Here is a 17,346-nt window from a genome sequence, read left to right as displayed (position 1 = left end):
GATTCTCAGAATATGCTGATTATTTTTATATTGATGCATATGAATAAAATAGGAAATTCTGTGAGGATGGATTTATAATATTTTAGGAGTAGGTTTTAGTTGAAAAGCCACATGAGAGTGTAACAACTCCATGTGGTTTCTTTTTTGCTTAAAATATTTACTCGCTCCTTATTGACGTGTTGAAACGTCAATGTTATATTTATATCAAGACGTAACAACACGTCAATTGGAGGGGTGTTTATGATCGGTTTAGAATACATCGTAAGGCTATACAACGGAACATATAAGAAATTAGCGGAGAAGCTAGGGATTACACCATCAACGGTTACGGACTGGCTGAGTAAGCGTAGACCCATTCCAAAAGCCAAGCTAGAAGCGCTGTGTAAGCTATTTAATTTGGAAGCAGAATACTTTCAAAAAGAGTTATCGAAAATAGAAGAGATCGAGCTGAGATTGGATTATCTGAATCGAATTTCTAAACGTGACTCGTTTGAAATGCCTGACTATTTTACGGATACGGATGGAAACGAACATGAATATACAAGGTCAATTGATCCTTATCAGGAAGAGAAACGAATGATGTACGATGAATTAAAAATGGAAAGGATTATTCTTACGCTTCAAGGTACGTTATACAATGAACTCTATTCTGTTGAAAAGGGCAATACAGCATATGAAATACTGGAAAGGACTTCAAACCTGTTGAATGAATCTGTTCCCAAGAATCTGGATGCTGAGCAGCAACTGCAATGGGAGAGGAAGCACGATAAGCGTACTGAGGCGTTGCGTTCTATGATGTATTTCATGGGGATTACAGGCTTTTCGGTATGGGACGAAGAGGAAGAAAGCTTTCATAACGAATTGTTTAAGCTCCTGAAAAAGTATGATTTGCTGTGGATGAAAGCGTAAGACAAGAAAAACGGAAGGGAGGTGAGGATGAGATAGGCAAATGTTCTTTTCTTATAACATAGCTAATTTGATCCAGAATATTAATTCATACAGATAATAGAAAGAAGGAAATGAATGTTTGATACGGTTGTGATGAAAGCAAAACCGATTTACCTTGATTCAGATGTATTATTAAGCATGAAGAACTGTAAGTCAGTTACATTTCTAAACAAGGAAACGGGCCATAATCTGCCTGTTGCTGAGAATGTGCTTAGATGATGTGACGATGATTGAAGTTTATACGGATAGTGGGGATAAAGAATATTGGAGCGACCTTTTATCTCATAAACAGAAATGAAATTATTGTGTTTGATAATGGAACGTTTTTCAAGATGGAAAAAGTAAAATGAACGCTCATTAGGTTTGTTTTAGAGTCAAAAGAAGGGGATTACGCATGCTGGAAAAACTAGAGCTAAAGAATATATCGCTTTCTTGCAAGCCATCTATGCATAATTTTCCTTCATGGAAGGAGACACTGTCTGATTTTTCATATACGTTTTCTTCAGGAAAAGCTTATGCCATTATAAGTGAGCCGGGGCGTGGTGGATGGGCGCTTTCCTATTTTTTGGCTGGTCGGGTGAAAAATTATACTGGAAGCTTGCTTGTTAACCAGAAATTAGAGAATTTCCGAACACTTAAAACGTATGGATGGTATGTTGGAGAAGGGCTAGAGCCAAATGCTGTTACTTCATTACTTCGAAAAAAGACGATCCGTCAGCAACTGCAAAGTTACACTGTTAAACACCACACGGTGGATGAACTAATTGATTTGTTTGAGCTGTCTCCCTCCCGTCTGGATAGGCAAATGAAACATATTAGTAATGAGCGCTGGAATGCTTCTGCTGCTATAGGTCTGGGACAAGGAAAACAAATTTTCTGCTTCCCATGGATGGATGACATTTGGAAAAATGCTATTAGAGCAAGACTGAGGCTTTGTTCAGAAATTTTAAGGCAGCACAATGGTATGGTTATCATTCCGACATCTAGTCTATTAATAGTCGATGATTTTGTTGATGAGATTATTTATGTTTAATAAGGAGAGGGAGTTATATTTATTGAACATATAGAATTTACAAATGAAGAAATCGAGGAAGTTGGGCTTGCTAAAGAGTTGTGCGATGGGATGCAGGTTGGAGGAGAGCGCGTCAACTGCTTTGAGATTTTGTCACAGTTATTAAATCAGAGCATTACAATAAGACAGAACCGTGGGGAGGTACTGGCAGCGTACCTTCAATTAGTTCAGTATAACAAGTTCTGGTCGGAAGCCGAGTGGTTTAATAACAATCGTATAGAAACAGTTACCATTAAACTGCGCAGCTTATTAAGAGCAGACATTACATAAGGCAGGGTATAGGATGAAATATTTTAAAGACAGTTTATGGACAGCGATTAATTTTGGCAGCCCAGAAGAGAAGAAGCGTGCGAAAATAGAGTGGAAAGACAATGCTAGGCAGTATAATCATGAATTTATGAAACTAGATAAAAGGCTGTTCAAGGAAGTATTCGAGCATTTTCGAAATACTGGTTTTCATGACTACCGATTGAAAGAGTATAAAATCAAGCATAGCCATTACGGAGACCCAAACCCTATTCAGTTAATTATTACTGTAACAGATGATAATGAACAATGGACAATTGAATAATCAAATCAAGCGATTGATTACTGATGTCGTTATAGAAGAAAGTGGGCATAGAGGTATGGATGATTGGGGATACGATGAACTGCTCATGATGGATGAAAAAACAATATCTCATGAAATTTTATTTGCTTCGGGGTCTACTTTTCTCATTCATTTCATAGATCACGGAATTTCGGTTAGAAAAGATTCAACCCAATGGGGGTAATAAAAATTTGAACAAGTATAATTTTCTAGTCTCAATAGAAGCTGAACAGTACTGTGATGAAATAATTGATGAAATGGTAAAACTATTTAGTCTTTCCTATCATGAGGCTTTAGGACGGATAAATAGACATTGGGCTGGAAACGATTTTGATGAGAATAGCATGTTGTTTCATATGCTGCCTGAAGAATGGGCAAATGATATTTATTATGGAGCAAGCTCATTTTGGTGGAACAAGGAGAAGAAGGACTTAATACCGCTAACATATTGTGAACAATGATACTGCCATTCATTTTTATAAGCTTTATCTCTCTCAAACCCCAATCCCCATTCCAATAGACAACCAACAACAGAAAATGGTACCATGAGAGTATCTGTTTGGCTAGGTTCCGCCTTCGTTTGGGTGTCTCTATCATTTGCGGACGGGACTCAATCTATCAATAAAATACGCCCCAGGTAATCGACTAAAATTTGGAGGAAATACATACGTGAAAACAAAACTAGCACAAACGCTGCTAGCCCCGTTGCTCGTTACTGGCTTGCTGCTGTCGCCGCTGGCTGGAACGACTTCGACGGCTGCGGCAGCAAGCGCTGTTACGACAGCAGCGTCTACGACGCAAGCTATTAAGGTTTATATTGACGGCAGCAAGCTTTCGCTTCCAGCGACCCCTTATGTGAAGAGCGGCGTGACGTTCGTGCCGATGCGTCAGATTTTTACTGCGCTGGGCGCCTCCATCACTTGGGTGGAGAAGACGCAGACGATTATCGTGCGCAAAAACACAACGACGGTATCGCTGACCGTAGGCAAGAAGGAAGCGGTTGTCGACGGCAAAACCGTTAAGCTTGATGCAGCTCCTGCTGTGAAAAATGGCATCACCTTCGTGCCGACCCGTTTCGTGGCCGAGGCGCTTGGCGCCAAAGTGAAATGGGATAATGCGGCGCAAGCTGTTCGCATCACCTCCATAGAACAACAGTGGGCAGATGCTTACGACGAGTACGAGGAATCGCCAGTGGATGATCGTACGAAGCTGACGCCTAAGGAAATTGTGGAGCAGAACGATGAAAGCGTCGTGCTGATCACTACGAATAAAGCGCTTGGCAGCGGCGTCGTTATCGGTGATCGTTGGATTTTGACTAACAATCACGTCATTGAGGATGCGAGCTCGGCAACGATAACGTCGATCTATGGCGATGAATACAAGGTTCAAGGTGTCGTTGTGAACCGTCCAAGCTCAGATCTTGCGATCATTCAGACGGATGAGCCGCTGTATCTGGAGCCTGTGAGCGTAGGCTATACCGTCCCAGAGAAAGGCGATAAAGTCGTAGCCATCGGCAGCCCGCTCGGTATCCAGAACACGGTATCTGATGGTCTCGTAAGTAACATTTCTTACGAAGCTGGCCTCACCTATATCCAGACAAGTGCGCCAATCGACCACGGCAGCTCCGGCGGAGCGCTGTTCGATGAATACGGCGATCTGGTCGGCATTACAACCGCTGGCTATACTTCGCAGGCCGATCTGAACTTTGCTGTATCGGTTGCCCATGCGAGCCTGCTGATGGGCCTGCTGCCGGAAAGCCCGCAGGAGGATGTGAAATTCCTGCCAGCGATTTTGCCAGATACGCTGAAAGGCGCTTCAATGGAGACGATCACAGCGCTGATGAAGAAGGAATTCGGATCAGTAGCGACAGGCGATGGCACAGCAAGCTTCAGCAATTGGGAAGTGAAGCGTGATTCGCAGGGCTGGATCGTGCTGACAGCAGATATTGATCCACGCTTTTACACGTATTATGGCGCTTCTTCCGCGAGCGATATTCGCAGCTGGGCGATTAACCTCGGTCATGAGCTGAACCGTATGCTTCCGGGCGAGACGATTCAAGTCATTATTTCCTTCGACCGTACCTTCGGCTTTCAGCCGCGTGGCTTTGCAGAAAATGAAGTGACGGCGCTTGGTGACAATAAGTGGAGGGTTCGCTTCCCGGTTCTCGACATGCAGCTGAAGGACCAGCTATATATTAGTATGAAAGACTAGCACTTATAATCTAAATCAATTATGTAAAGCATTCATCTTAACCTTTTGGGCAAAACAGTAGAGGCTGTTGGCGGGAGCGTAAGCGACCGCCAGCAGCCTTTTCTTTTGTGCGGGAGCCCTCATTTGTAGTACAATGATAGACAATAGTGACAAAACAATGAGCGAGGTAACGAGATGAAGGTAGTCCTTTCCACATTAAACGCAAAATTTATTCACACATCGCTTGCGCTGCGCTGCCTGAAGGCTTACAGCGGCGAGCAATTCGATATTGATATTGCCGAATATACGATTAAAGATCCCGTTATGAACATTGTGTCGGATATCTATTCCCGCCAGCCGGATGTGGTCGGCTTCTCCTGCTACATTTGGAACATTGAAGAGACGATTACGGTCATCAATATGCTGCGCAAGGTCAGTCCACAGGTGAAAATCGTACTCGGAGGCCCCGAGGTAAGCTACGACACCGATCATTGGATGGAGCGCATTCCTGAGGTTGATTTTATCGTTGTCGGTGAAGGCGAGGAGACCTTCCACCATCTGCTGACCGAGATCGAGGGAGCGGGCAAGTACCATATGGTGTTTGGCCTCGCCTATCGCAAGCAGCGCGAGGGCTATATGGAGGCACTGGTGAATCCGGGTCGTCCGAAGCTGGATTTGGCCACGCTGCCGTCGCCGTATCGTTTTGCTGAGGATGTGCCGCATTTGGCCAGCCGCGTCGTTTATTTTGAGACGAGCCGGGGCTGTCCGTTCAGCTGTCAGTTTTGCCTCTCCAGCATCGAGGTGGGCGTTCGTTATTTTGACAAGGAGCGGACGAAGGCGGATATTTTGTATTTGATTGATGCCGGTGCGAAGCTGATTAAATTCGTCGATCGGACGTTTAATATTAAGCGGGATTATGCGCTGGAGATTTTTCAATTTTTGATCGAAAATCATAACGGCTGCGTCTTCCAATTTGAAATTACGGCAGACATTATGCGCCCCGAGGTGCTCGACTATTTGGCTGAGCATGCGCCGCCAGGCGTGTTCCGCTTCGAAATTGGCGTGCAGTCCACGAACGATCCGACGAATGAGGCGGTTCAGCGCAGACAGAATTGGTCCAAGCTTGTGCGGACGGTGACGAAGGTGAAGGAATCGGGCAAAATCGACCAGCATCTCGACTTAATCGCCGGATTGCCGCTCGAAAACTACGATACGTTCAAAGGCACCTTCAACGATGTATTTGCGCTTGGGCCTGAAGAAATGCAGCTCGGTTTTCTGAAAATGCTGCGCGGCACCGGCCTGCGTAACGACGCGGAGAAGTGGGGCTACATCTACATGGATCGTGCGCCATACGAAATGCTCGGCAATGACCTGATGCCGTTCGGCGACATTGTGCGCATGAAGCGGGTCGAGGACGTGCTGGAGAAATATTGGAATGCGCACCGAATGGACCGCACGCTTATGTATTTGGTGGAGCAGGTTTTCCCGTCGCCGTTTGATTTCTTCCAGGACTTTGGCGACTATTGGGAGGAGCGGGGCTGGCAGAAAATCGGGCATCAGCTGGAGGATTTATTTTCCCGGCTATGGTCGTTCCTGAGCAGCTATCATCACGATAAGCAATTAGCGGGTGAAGACGCACCAGATATGGACGTCATTATGGGGCTGATGAAATACGATTATTTCCTCAACCATAAATATAAGCCGCGCAAAACGTGGTGGGAGTTCACGATGGACAAAGCGGTATGGGGAAGCCATATGCGCAGTCTCGTCGAACGGCCGGAGAAGGTGTCGGAATCGTTCGCGGCGCTTGGCATGTCGGAGAAGGAGCTGCATAAGCATGCGGTTATCGAACGGTTGCCGTTTGATCTTGAGACGTATTTGGCGGACGGCTCGATTCAGAAAAATACGCATACGCTGCTCATCGTTCTGTATGCCATGGAGGCTGGCAGCAACAAGATGGCGCCTAAGCCTTATATGCTGAAGCTGCATCATGATGCGGTAACCGCGTAAAAAAGTAGTTCATGTCACTTAAAGTGACGTGGACTGCTTTTTTTATTGACAAACAAAATGTTGCCACCTATATTAATCGTAAAACGATGATTGTATGTTAGGTTTTGACGAAAAAGCAATCAGACTGTTAAATGAGGGATACGATTGGTTCAATCTATTGATCGCGCAATGCAAATTATTCAGCTGCTCATGTCTGATTACAGCCGTACTGGCTGGGCGATATCTGATATTTCAGAGCGGGTAGGCTTGGCGTTAAGTACGACGCATAGACTCATTAGCACATTAGTGCGGCAGGAGCTGATTGTTCAGCTTCCAGAGACGAAGCGTTACCGTCTGGGACCGAAGTGGATGGAGGTCGGCTTGCAGCAGCTGGAACAGCTGGATTTGCGCATGGCGGCAAGGCCGATTATGGAGCGGCTGGCGGAGGAAGTGAAGGAAACGGTATTTTTGACGATTCCTTACGGTTTGTTTTCAATGGGGGTCGATAAAGTAGACAGCTCGGTGAAGAAGCGTGTTGTAGAAGGCTTGGGTGAGCGGATCGCGATGCACATCGGCGCGTCGAATAAAGTGATTTTGGCCAATATGAAAAGGAGTGAAGCGGAGGCGTTACTGGTTCGACTGGTCGAGGATCAAGAGAAGCGCATGCAGCTGCTCTCGGCTTTGCCCGGCATCAGGAAGGCGGGATATGCGGTCAGCTATGCTGAGCTTACGGAAGGAACGGCGGCGATTTCTTCACCCATCATCGGCTTTGGGCGTAAAGTAGCTGGCGCGCTAGGGATTGGTGTCTCGGCAGATCAGTTGACAGAGGAGCGTCTGGATGATCTAAGCAAGCAGGTTATACAGGCTGCTCACGAAATTACGACAACGATTGGCGGTTAACTCCGGTGCTTCGTTATTTTTAGATGGGGGCATTTGTGCGCCGGTGACCTTTAGCAGGTGACCGGCGTTTCCTTATTAGCATTTCCCTATTAGCGTTTCGGCATTTTGCTCTCATCCATATACAGCAGGTTCCAGCGGTGACCGTCCAGGTCGGCAAAGGCTGCGCCGTACATCCAGCCGTCATTTTCACTCGGCTTGCTAAAGATGCTTCCGCCAGCAAGCTCCACTTTTTGAATAAAAGCATCCACTTCTTCTCTGCTGGCAGCACTAATTGAAAATATGACTTCCGCGCAATGGGAAGTATCTGCTTTTTTTGAACCTGTAAATTTCTCAAACACCGCATCCGGGAACAGCAAAATCGTTGTTTGGCCTATGGCAAGCTTCGCTCTCTCGGTACCAACACTCACCGCATGGAATCCAATCTCATTGAAAAAGGCAGCTGACCTCTCAACATCTTTGACTGGCAAATTAATCCAAATATCCTGTGACATGGCTGCACCCTCCTGAAATATATGTTTCACCACTCCTACTATACTCTACTTCTGGCAGCAGAAGCGAATCAAGGCTGCCTCTCGTTGTCCCTCCTCATAAGCGATAGGGCTGAATGCCCATAAGTGGACGAAGCGCCCATATATTCATCAAGCTTTTGTTGTGATGATGGATTTAGTGCCTGTCTGCATTCATATCCTATTCCATAAGCGCATTTCGGCTATGCCACAGTCGGAGCCTGCTGCCTTTGAGGTGTGAAGCGGCAGAACATCGCCTAGAAGGAGGGGATCGCATGGCAATCATGCGTGATATGCTGCTCTATTTGTCCAAAAACCGAGTAGCCAATCGGATGGCGTTGCGCTTTGGGCTTCGCCTTGGCGCAGAACGCTTCGTAGCGGGAGAGACGCTTGCCGAAGCGATGAAGAAGGTAGCCGCGCTTAATGAAAGCGGCCTTCTCGTTACGCTTGACCATTTGGGCGAATTTACACGAAGCGAGCCGGAGGCGAAGGAAGCTGCCGAGGAGGTTGTGAGAGGGCTGCAAGCCATTGCCAGCGCGGGAGCTTCCGCCAACGTATCGGTGAAGCTGACGCAGCTGGGGCTGGATATTTCTTATCCGTTGTGCCTCAGTCTTATGCGAACGATTGTGTCAGAGGCGAAGCGCTTGAACAGCTTTGTGCGCATTGATATGGAGGATTATGCCCGCAATGAGTCGTCGATCCAAATGTATGAGCAGCTGCGCGCTGAATTCGGCCATCCGATCGGCATTGTGCTGCAGGCCTATTTATTCAAAACCGAAGCGGACATGGAACGGCTGCACATGCTAAAGCCGAACTACCGCTTGGTAAAAGGAGCCTACAAGGAGCCGCCGGAGGTCGCCTTCCCTGACAAAGCGGATGTGGATCGCCAGTTTATCCATATCATAAAAAAGCAGCTGGACAACGGCCATTATGCCGCTGTTGCAACCCATGATACTGCGATTATTGATTGGGTGAAGGGCTATGTCAAGGAGCAAGCGATTCCGCTGGAGCGATTTGAATTTCAAATGCTGTATGGCATTCGTACAGCGCTCCAGCAGCAGCTCGCGGAGGAGGGCTACAAGGTACGTACCTATGTGCCGTACGGAACGGATTGGTATGGCTATTTCATGCGGAGGCTGGCCGAACGGCCGGAAAATGTCTCTTTTGTGCTCAAATCCATGTTCAAGCGATAAGCTGAGCTGAAACCGAAATAGCCTTCAGGCGGAAAAGAGGGATGGGGATGAAGGAGAAGGTCAATACGATTGAGCGGACCGAGCGGCTTGGCGCGCATAATTATCACCCGCTGCCGATTGTAATCGCCAAGGCGGAGGGCGTGTGGGTCGAGGACCCGGATGGAAAGCGTTACATGGATATGCTTAGCGGGTATTCGGCGCTTAATCAAGGACATCGGCATCCGCGCATTATTGAAGCCTTGAAGAAGCAAGCGGATCTGGTCACGCTGACGTCGCGAGCCTTTTATAATGAGCCGCTTGGGGAATTGCTTGCGCTGCTGACGGAATTGACGGGCAAAAATATGCTGCTTCCGATGAATACAGGAGTAGAAGCGGTAGAGACGGCGGTGAAGGCAGCCCGCAGATACGGCTACCGGGTAAAAGGCATCCCGGCGGGCCAAGCGGATATTATTGTTTGTGCCGGAAATTTTCACGGCCGAACGCTGACCGTTACGTCTTTCTCCTCCGAGCCCTCGTACAGGGAAGATTTTGGCCCGTTTACGCCTGGCTTCACCCTCATTCCTTATGGGGATATTGCGGCGCTGGAAGCAGCGATTTCTCCGAATACAGCCGCCTTTCTCGTCGAGCCGATTCAAGGGGAGGCGGGCATCATCATCCCGCCAGACGGCTATTTGCGCAAGGCTGCCGCTTTGTGCCATCAGCATCAGGTGCTGCTGATGGCCGATGAGATACAGACAGGGTTTGGCCGCACGGGCAAGCGCTTCGCCTGTGATTGGGAAGGGGTTACGCCAGATGTTTACATTTTGGGCAAGGCGCTGGGCGGCGGCGTGCTGCCTGTGTCAGCGGTGGCGGCGGACAGCAGCGTTCTGGGGGTGTTTGAGCCGGGCTCGCATGGCTCGACGTTTGGCGGCAATCCGCTGGCGAGCGCCGTAGCTGTCGCATCGCTCCGTGTAACCGAGGACGAGCGCCTGGCGGACAGATCGCTAACGCTGGGCGAGAAGCTGCTCACTATGCTTCGAGAGCTCAAGCACCGAGATATCGTGGAGGTGCGCGGCAGGGGGCTGTTTATTGCGATCGAGCTGAGAGGAGCGGCGCGTCCGTACTGTGAGAAGCTAAAGGAGGCTGGCTTGCTATGCAAGGAGACGCATGAAAAAGTCATTCGGCTCGCGCCGCCGCTGATCCTTTCTGAAGACGAGCTTGCATGGGCGGCCGAGCGTATTGCTGGTGTTTTTCAAACGCTATAAAATCATCCCGTTTCATTCCGTTAGGTTACAAAATATAAGACTTTATAAGTTGCACACTTTTAAACGGCTTATATTTCAACGCGAAACGATAGCTTTGCCGCCAGAGGACGGTTTCAGCCGTTTACGCTTGTTTCATTCATTTGACTAATAGAAGGGTGGAGCTTTCCTATGATGAGCTATGTACCGGAGCCGTTTACCGATTTTGCGATTGAGGCGAACAGCAAGGCGCTTGCAGCAGCCATTCGTCAAGTACAGCAGCAGCTGAATCATGTTTACCCGCTTATTATTGGCGGGAGCAGGGTCATTACAGAGGAAATGCAAAGCTCCATTAATCCTTCCAGCACGAGCGAGGTCGTAGGGCGGGTATCGAAGGCGAATGCAAAGCAAGCAAAGCAGGCGATAGTGAGCGCTTATGAGACGTTTAGATCGTGGTCCAAGGCGCCTGTGGCGCATCGGGCGAGATTGCTGTTTAAGGCGGCGGCCATTTTGCGACGGCGCAAGCATGAGTTTAACGCCTGGCTCATGCTTGAGGCGGGCAAAACGAGGGGCGAAGCAGACGCCGATACGGCGGAAGCGATTGATTTTCTCGAATATTATGCCCGGCAAATGCTGGAGATGAGTGAGACAGCAGCGAGGAAGCTGGTCGCATTGCACGGTGAAGATAACGATCTGCAATATATTCCGCTTGGTGTCGGTGTCGTCATTCCGCCGTGGAACTTTCCGCTGGCCATTATGGCGGGCATGACGACCGCAGCAATAGTAGCGGGAAACACCGTCGTGCTTAAGCCTGCGAGCGCGACGCCTGTTATCGCCTATAAGTTCGTCGAGGTGCTGGAGCAGGCAGGGATGCCGCCCGGTGTCGTCCAGTTTTTGCCGGGAAGCGGTGCGGAAATTGGCGATTTGCTCGTGACGCATCCGCTAACGCGCTTCATTTCCTTCACAGGCTCGCGGGAGGTCGGACTTAGAATATTCGAGCTGTCAGCGAAAGCATCGCCAGGTCAAATTTGGCTTAAACGCTTTGTTGGCGAGCTGGGCGGCAAAGACGCGATTGTCGTCGATAGCGAAGCCGATCTGGAGGCGGCAGCACAAGCGATTGTCGCTTCGGCATTCAGCTTTTCCGGGCAAAAATGCTCGGCCTGCTCCCGGGCCATCGTCCATGAGGATGTGTATGACGCGGTATTGAAGCGCTGCACGGAGCTTGCGGAGGCGCTGACAGTCGGCAATCCAGTAGACTTTAACAGCGATACGGGGCCGGTCATTGATTTGAGCGCTTATCGCAAAATTTTCGAATATATCGAAACGGGCAGCAAGGAAGGGCGGCTTGTGACTGGAGGGAAAAAGGCGGAAGGCGACGGCTATTTCATCCAGCCAACGATTATTGCTGATCTCAAGCCCGATGCTGCCTTAATGCAGGAGGAGGTTTTTGGCCCTGTGCTCGGCTTCTGCAAAGCCGCCTCCTATGAGGAGGCGCTTGCCATTGCCAATGATACGGAATACGGGCTTACAGGAGCGGTATTTTCGACGAACCGCGCAAAGCTAGAGCTGGCGCGCGAGCAGTTCCATGTCGGCAATCTTTATTTTAATCGAAAATGTACTGGAGCCATCGTCGGTGTTCATCCTTTTGGCGGCTTCAATATGTCGGGAACGGATTCCAAAGCTGGCGGCCCGGATTATTTGCTGCAATTTACACAGCTTAAGCTGATTTCGGAGCTGCTGTAAAGCAGCTTAAGCGTATGCGAAGCAAGCCCAGCAGGTAAAGGAGGATGGCTTATGCTGCCTGTTAACCAAACGGATATTTCAATTATCGGTGTCCCGATTGATCTGGGCGCAGACCGCCGCGGCGTAGATATGGGCCCGAGTGCGATTCGCTGTGCGGGTATTGAACAGAAGCTGGAGCAGCTTGGCTATATCGTGCATGATTTGGGTGATTTGACTGTTCGCCGCCCAGCATCCCGCCCTGAGCCGGGCGAGAAGCTGAAATATGTAGATGAGCTCGTAAGGGTCAATAGCAGGCTGGCGGATAAAACAGCGGAGGAGCTAGGGAAAGGGCGGTTCCCGCTTGTTTTGGGCGGCGATCATAGCATTGCCATTGGCACGATAAAAGGGGTGCAGCGCCACGTCCCGCGCCTGGGCGTATTATGGTTTGACGCCCATTGTGACGCCAATACAGCGGACACAACGCCGTCGGGCAATATTCACGGGATGTCGCTGGCGGTTAGCCTCGGCTATGGCAGCCGTCGCCTGCTTGGAGCAGGAGGCGGCAAACGCGAGCCGATTCGGCCGGAGGATGTCGTCATTATCGGTGCGCGCTCGATTGATCCGGGAGAGAAGGCATTGCTGCGCGAGCTTGGCGTTCGCGTTTATACGATGCAGGATATTGATCGGCGAGGCATGGATCAGGTGATGGAGGAAGCGCTTGGCCGGCTTGCGGCGGCAGACGGCATCCATTTGAGCTTCGATTTGGACGGCCTTGATCCAAATGATGCCCCAGGTGTCGGTACGCCTGTTATCGGCGGGGTAAGCTACCGGGAAAGCCATCTCGCCATGGAGATGCTGGCCGAATCGGGGCGGCTAGTATCCGCAGAATTTGTTGAGGTGAATCCGGTGCTTGATTATCGCAACAGAACGGCTCTTACAGCCGTTGAGCTGATCGGTTCTGTTTTCGGCGAGCAGATTATGTAGCGAGGCAGTTTGCCAATTTAGCTGGAAATTATGTGCTGAACCGTCCATAATGGAAGGAATGGATGATAGCTTTATAGGATGCATGTGATAAATAGGAATGTGGATGCGGATGCTCGGCTGTGCCGTGCTGCTGGTCCGAGCATTGGCATCTGTTCGTAAACAGGAGGGAAGCTCAGTGGTGGCGGGTTCAATTAAGTCGATCAATATCGGGATGCCGCAGCAGGTACCCTATTTGAAGAAAGAGGTTTTAACAGGCATTTATAAGCAGCCTGTGCAGGCGGCAATCAAGCTGACAGCTGTCTGCTTCGAAGGGGACGGTCAAGCGGACTTGGTCCATCATGGCGGGGAAGATAAGGCGGTGTGCGTGTATCCTTTTGAGCATTATGCATATTGGGAGATGCAGGGGCTGAGGATGGGCTTTGGCGCCTTTGGCGAAAATCTCACGACTCAGGGCATCGTTGAGGAAAATATCCATATTGGCGATACGTTCCAGCTTGGGACGGCAATTGTGCAGGTAAGCCAGCCACGTCAGCCCTGCTTCAAGCTGTCGGTCAAATACGGCTTGCCAGAGCTTCCGCTGCGGGTGCAGCAAACGGGCTATACCGGGTTTTATTTTCGCGTGCTGCAAGAAGGTGTCGTTTCGCCCTCGGACTCGCTGATTTGCTTGAGCAAGCATCCGGCAGCATTGTCGATTTCTTACGCCAATCAAATTATGCATGTGGAGAAAACAAATCGGGAGGCTATGGAGCGGCTGCTTGCGGCGCCGGAGCTGTCCAGCAGTTGGAGAGCGACCTTCGAGAAACGCTTGGCTGGACTAGAGACGGATACAGCGGAGCGACTGACGGGCAAAGCGGCGAATAAGGAAGCTGATTAAGCTGGAATCGCAGCGTGATAGAAATGTTCAGCTTATATCATTACGAAATTCAAATACAAGGAGGCGCACCCAAATGACAATTTCATTATGGCAGGAAGATCGAGTGACGACTGCGGAGGAGCTGAAAAGCATGATGGCAGAGCCAACTGAAGCCGTCGTGAAAAAAACCATTTCCATTATTGATTCGCATGCGGCCAATTATTTGGCGATGTCGCCGCTCTTTTTTCTGGCGACGTCGAATGCATCTGGTGTAGGCGATGTTTCCCCGCGCGGAGATGAGGCTGGTTTTGTTAAGGTGCTTAATGAGAAGCAAATTGCATTTCCGGATCGTCCAGGCAATCGAAGAATAGACTCGTTGCTGAATGTAATTGAAAACCCGCAAATCGGAATGATTTTTATTATACCAGGGCTGGAGGAAGTGCTGCGTGTGAATGGACGCGCGAGCCTTACTCGTAATGCTGCGTTTATCAATAGCATGGAGTGGAAGGGCAAGACGAGCGGACTTGCCGTTGTCGTTGAAGTCGAGGAATGCTTCATTCACTGTCCACGGGCTTTTAAGCAGGCCGGCTTATGGGGGCATGAGCAGTGGCCTTCCAAGGAGCAGCTGCCATCCATTCAAGATATGTTCAAGGCTCATTTGGAAATCAACGGCTTCCCAGTAAATAAATAATCTCAGACTATAAAGGCAGGTACAGTTATGCAATTATCAGAAATGCAGAAGCATGTGAAGGAATTTAGCACTGCTCACGGGTTTGATGAGTCAACGCTCGAGCAAAGAGCGCTTTATCTAGTTACGGAGGTTGGGGAGACGGTTAAGGAGCTTCTGCATCTGTCTTACCACCCCAACCATGAGAAAAAGGAGGAAATCAAAGATCGTCTAGGCTTGGAAATGTACGATATCGTGTGGAATATTTGCGACCTTGCCAATAAGCTGGATATTGACTTGGAGCAGGCCTTTGCGAAAAAGATGGAAATTAACAAAACTCGCACTTGGTGAGGGGGGGGGCCTAGCCGTTATAAATTCGTCTGTAGGATTCCCTTAATGAGGTCCCATCCCCTTCGAGCACGCTAATCAAATAGTCGCCAAATTCCTCCCGATACTGAAAATGTAAATTAGCCCCCGTATTCAGAAAAGCAATGATCGTATCGTGATCCTTGCAAATTTCGGTGATTTGCAGATCATTTTGCTGTGCATAAAGCTTAAAGCTTTCCCAAAAATGAATCTCGCAATTGTTGATAATTTCTTCTTTGCTGCTGTGGGGGCAGCGGTTTATAAACTTCAGATTTTCCCCGATAAGCTCCAGATTATCATTATAAAAAATTTCCAAAAGCCAGTTTTTAAATTCAAAGCCCAGAATGGTGCCGGTTATGGCGCTATGGCTTTCCTTGCTGCTGCATTTCAGCAATAAATCATTGAAATGACTGTTTTTGTGGGCTGGTAAATGGAAGAAGCCCTGCTGCCTCAAATAATGGAGAATCGTAAAATCCATACGCTCCATCTCCATATAAGAGGAGGCTGAGAGTGTAGACTGGATGATTCGTTTGTTCCCATATCGGCTTGTTATTTCGCTTATAAGGAAATCGTCATGTGTTTTGGAATAATGGAACGTTAGCCGCAAGCCGTTGTCGAGTATGGCTTTCCTGCTGTTTTTGGTTTGTGTGCATGTGCGGATCGTCAAATGATGCTGGGCCGCATAATGCTCAAAATCATGCCAAAAATGAATGTCACACTGCTTTGCAATGCGATGAGGATTATTGATTCGGGCCAGTTTTTTAAAATCAATAAGCGAGCCATAATATTGGCCATGCACATAGATTAAGGATAAGTCGCAGTGGTGAAATTCAAATGCTAATACCGCAGCTTGCCCGCTAGTAACACTAGTCTGGCAGGTGGTTAATAGCTCGTGAAAGGTCAAATGTTCGTTTTCAGGTATTTCGAGGAATCCGCCATGCTTTATAAAGGCATGAAGCCCAGTGAATTTGTGTTCTTTTTCTTCGAGCTTAATGGTTAACACCTCTCTTAGATTAAAGCGAGTTTCTCTATAAATTATACCTGATCAAAGCATGTAAACGCATGCTCCGATATGCCCGGGAAAATCAAACAGGGATGCAAGAAGGTCGCATCCCTGTTTATCTTTCATGTATATTCCTGTCATGCATGTTCCTGCCGCGAAAAAAGCTTTAAGCAGGCACCACGCTGCGAATCACGGTCAGACTGCCGTCCAGCTCATAGCCGCCAAGGCTTGCTGGTAGCAAATAAGCTTGACCTGCTGCGAGAGCAAGCTCGCCATCTGCCCATTTTAGCTTGCCGCTGCCTTCGGCAACGATCAAAATAACGAAGCTTGTAGCTGGCGTTTCATAGGCTGCTGCGGAGCGGATAATTCCTTTTTCGACAATAAAATAAGGAGATGAGGCAATGGTCAGCCACTCGCCATCGGCAACGCCGTCTGTTGTCATGCGGCTTGCGCCTGCGCCGTCATAAGCAATGACGTTCAAGGAGTCCTCGATATGCAGATCGCGCAGCTCGCCATCCAGGCCAAGACGGTCATAGTCATAGAGTCGGTAAGTCGTATCGGAATTTTGCTGAATTTCGGCAACGACTACGCCAGCGCACAACGCATGAACGGTTCCTGCTGGAATGTAGAAGGCATCGCCTGCTTGAACGGGAACCTCTTGCAGCGTATCCATAATGCGGCCTTCTGCGATTGCGGCTTCCATAGCTGCGCGATCAACGCCGTCCTTCAAGCCGTAAATAATCGTAGCGCCCGGCTTAGCATCAAGAATGTACCACATTTCGGTTTTGCCAAGCTCGCCTTCAGGCAAGCCTTCGTAGGTATCGGTCGGGTGAACCTGAATCGACAGGTCGTCATTGCAATCCAGCAGCTTGATGAGCAGCGGGAAGCGGCCATTTTTCTCAGAAAAGCCTTTCGTGCCGAACCACTCGCGGCCATAAGCCTCGCGAATTTCGTCGAGGCCTTTGCCAGCAAGCTCGCCATTAATGACCTTCGTTGTACCGTTCGGATGGTCGCCGATCATCCAGCCTTCGCCAATCGAGCCCTCCGGCAGCGTAAGGCCAAACTGCTCAAGCGCACGGCCGCCCCATATACGTTCCTTCATCTCTGGTTGAAATTGCAGTGGGTATGGTTTAGTCATTACAGT

General features: G+C 48.9%; 18 protein-coding genes. 15 read left to right on the top strand and 3 right to left on the bottom strand.

From position 1 onward, the window contains the following. The first annotated feature begins 240 nt into the window (after nucleotides 1–240). From V5J77_RS19615 to V5J77_RS19580, 8 genes are all read left to right on the top strand, one after another. Entirely contained in the window at nucleotides 241–909 is a 669-nt protein-coding gene (locus V5J77_RS19615) for a helix-turn-helix transcriptional regulator (RefSeq protein ID WP_338552521.1), read from the top strand. 433 nt (nucleotides 910–1,342) lie between these two features. Beyond that, the gene (locus V5J77_RS19610; RefSeq protein WP_338552520.1) at nucleotides 1,343–1,981 is read left to right on the top strand and encodes a hypothetical protein; all 639 of its coding nucleotides are present in this window, start codon (nucleotides 1,343–1,345) and stop codon (nucleotides 1,979–1,981) included. A gap of 322 nt (nucleotides 1,982–2,303) precedes the next feature. Beyond that, on the top strand, nucleotides 2,304–2,591 hold the full coding sequence (locus V5J77_RS19605; RefSeq protein WP_338552519.1) for a hypothetical protein: 288 nt from the start codon (nucleotides 2,304–2,306) through the stop codon (nucleotides 2,589–2,591). Further along, nucleotides 2,584–2,793 (top strand): hypothetical protein, encoded by a 210-nt coding sequence (locus V5J77_RS19600; protein ID WP_338552518.1) that lies wholly within the window; start codon nucleotides 2,584–2,586, stop codon nucleotides 2,791–2,793. The genes V5J77_RS19605 and V5J77_RS19600 overlap by 8 nt, the downstream gene beginning before the upstream one ends. A 7-nt stretch (nucleotides 2,794–2,800) precedes the next feature. Then, entirely contained in the window at nucleotides 2,801–3,070 is a 270-nt protein-coding gene (locus tag V5J77_RS19595) for a hypothetical protein (RefSeq protein WP_338552517.1), read from the top strand. A gap of 208 nt (nucleotides 3,071–3,278) precedes the next feature. Next, complete coding sequence (locus V5J77_RS19590; RefSeq protein ID WP_338552516.1) at nucleotides 3,279–4,820, top strand: stalk domain-containing protein; 1,542 nt, start codon at nucleotides 3,279–3,281, stop codon at nucleotides 4,818–4,820. A 174-nt stretch (nucleotides 4,821–4,994) separates the two neighbouring features. Continuing rightward, nucleotides 4,995–6,809, top strand: coding sequence for a B12-binding domain-containing radical SAM protein (locus tag V5J77_RS19585; RefSeq protein WP_338552514.1), 1,815 nt, complete (start codon nucleotides 4,995–4,997; stop codon nucleotides 6,807–6,809). Nucleotides 6,810–6,953: 144 nt separating this feature from the next. Then, entirely contained in the window at nucleotides 6,954–7,688 is a 735-nt protein-coding gene (locus V5J77_RS19580; RefSeq protein ID WP_338552513.1) for an IclR family transcriptional regulator, read from the top strand. Nucleotides 7,689–7,777: 89 nt separating this feature from the next. Here the strand turns inward: V5J77_RS19580 and V5J77_RS19575 are convergent, their stop codons facing one another. Then, nucleotides 7,778–8,179, bottom strand: coding sequence for a VOC family protein (locus V5J77_RS19575; RefSeq protein WP_338552512.1), 402 nt, complete (start codon nucleotides 8,177–8,179; stop codon nucleotides 7,778–7,780). Nucleotides 8,180–8,469: 290 nt separating this feature from the next. Between V5J77_RS19575 and V5J77_RS19570 the strand changes: the two genes are divergently transcribed. The 7 genes from V5J77_RS19570 to V5J77_RS19540 all read left to right on the top strand — a co-directional run bounded on the left by V5J77_RS19570 (nucleotide 8,470) and on the right by V5J77_RS19540 (nucleotide 15,184). Next, nucleotides 8,470–9,387, top strand: coding sequence for a proline dehydrogenase family protein (locus tag V5J77_RS19570; protein WP_338552511.1), 918 nt, complete (start codon nucleotides 8,470–8,472; stop codon nucleotides 9,385–9,387). A 47-nt stretch (nucleotides 9,388–9,434) separates the two neighbouring features. After that, nucleotides 9,435–10,631, top strand: a complete 1,197-nt coding sequence (locus tag V5J77_RS19565) for an ornithine--oxo-acid transaminase (RefSeq protein ID WP_338556935.1) — start codon at nucleotides 9,435–9,437, stop codon at nucleotides 10,629–10,631. 168 nt (nucleotides 10,632–10,799) lie between these two features. Continuing rightward, a complete protein-coding gene (pruA, locus tag V5J77_RS19560) occupies nucleotides 10,800–12,350 on the top strand; it encodes an L-glutamate gamma-semialdehyde dehydrogenase (protein ID WP_338552510.1) in 1,551 nt (516 codons plus the stop codon). A 51-nt stretch (nucleotides 12,351–12,401) separates the two neighbouring features. Beyond that, the gene (rocF, locus tag V5J77_RS19555; RefSeq protein WP_338552509.1) at nucleotides 12,402–13,313 is read left to right on the top strand and encodes an arginase; all 912 of its coding nucleotides are present in this window, start codon (nucleotides 12,402–12,404) and stop codon (nucleotides 13,311–13,313) included. 178 nt (nucleotides 13,314–13,491) lie between these two features. Further along, a complete protein-coding gene (locus V5J77_RS19550; RefSeq protein ID WP_338556932.1) occupies nucleotides 13,492–14,187 on the top strand; it encodes an MOSC domain-containing protein in 696 nt (231 codons plus the stop codon). Nucleotides 14,188–14,260: 73 nt separating this feature from the next. After that, nucleotides 14,261–14,857, top strand: coding sequence for an MSMEG_1061 family FMN-dependent PPOX-type flavoprotein (locus V5J77_RS19545; RefSeq protein WP_338552508.1), 597 nt, complete (start codon nucleotides 14,261–14,263; stop codon nucleotides 14,855–14,857). Nucleotides 14,858–14,884: 27 nt separating this feature from the next. Then, the gene (locus V5J77_RS19540; RefSeq protein WP_338552507.1) at nucleotides 14,885–15,184 is read left to right on the top strand and encodes a MazG-like family protein; all 300 of its coding nucleotides are present in this window, start codon (nucleotides 14,885–14,887) and stop codon (nucleotides 15,182–15,184) included. Nucleotides 15,185–15,194: 10 nt separating this feature from the next. Here the strand turns inward: V5J77_RS19540 and V5J77_RS19535 are convergent, their stop codons facing one another. Beyond that, nucleotides 15,195–16,202, bottom strand: coding sequence for a hypothetical protein (locus V5J77_RS19535; RefSeq protein ID WP_338552505.1), 1,008 nt, complete (start codon nucleotides 16,200–16,202; stop codon nucleotides 15,195–15,197). A gap of 166 nt (nucleotides 16,203–16,368) precedes the next feature. Further along, entirely contained in the window at nucleotides 16,369–17,340 is a 972-nt protein-coding gene (locus tag V5J77_RS19530) for a type I phosphomannose isomerase catalytic subunit (protein ID WP_338552504.1), read from the bottom strand. Nucleotides 17,341–17,346: the final 6 nt, after the last annotated feature.

This window comes from Paenibacillus sp. KS-LC4 (assembly GCF_036894955.1).
GTDB lineage: Bacteria > Bacillota > Bacilli > Paenibacillales > Paenibacillaceae > Pristimantibacillus.
The sequence above is the reverse complement of the archived record's forward strand: the minus strand, read 5'-3'. Positions and strand labels throughout refer to the sequence as shown.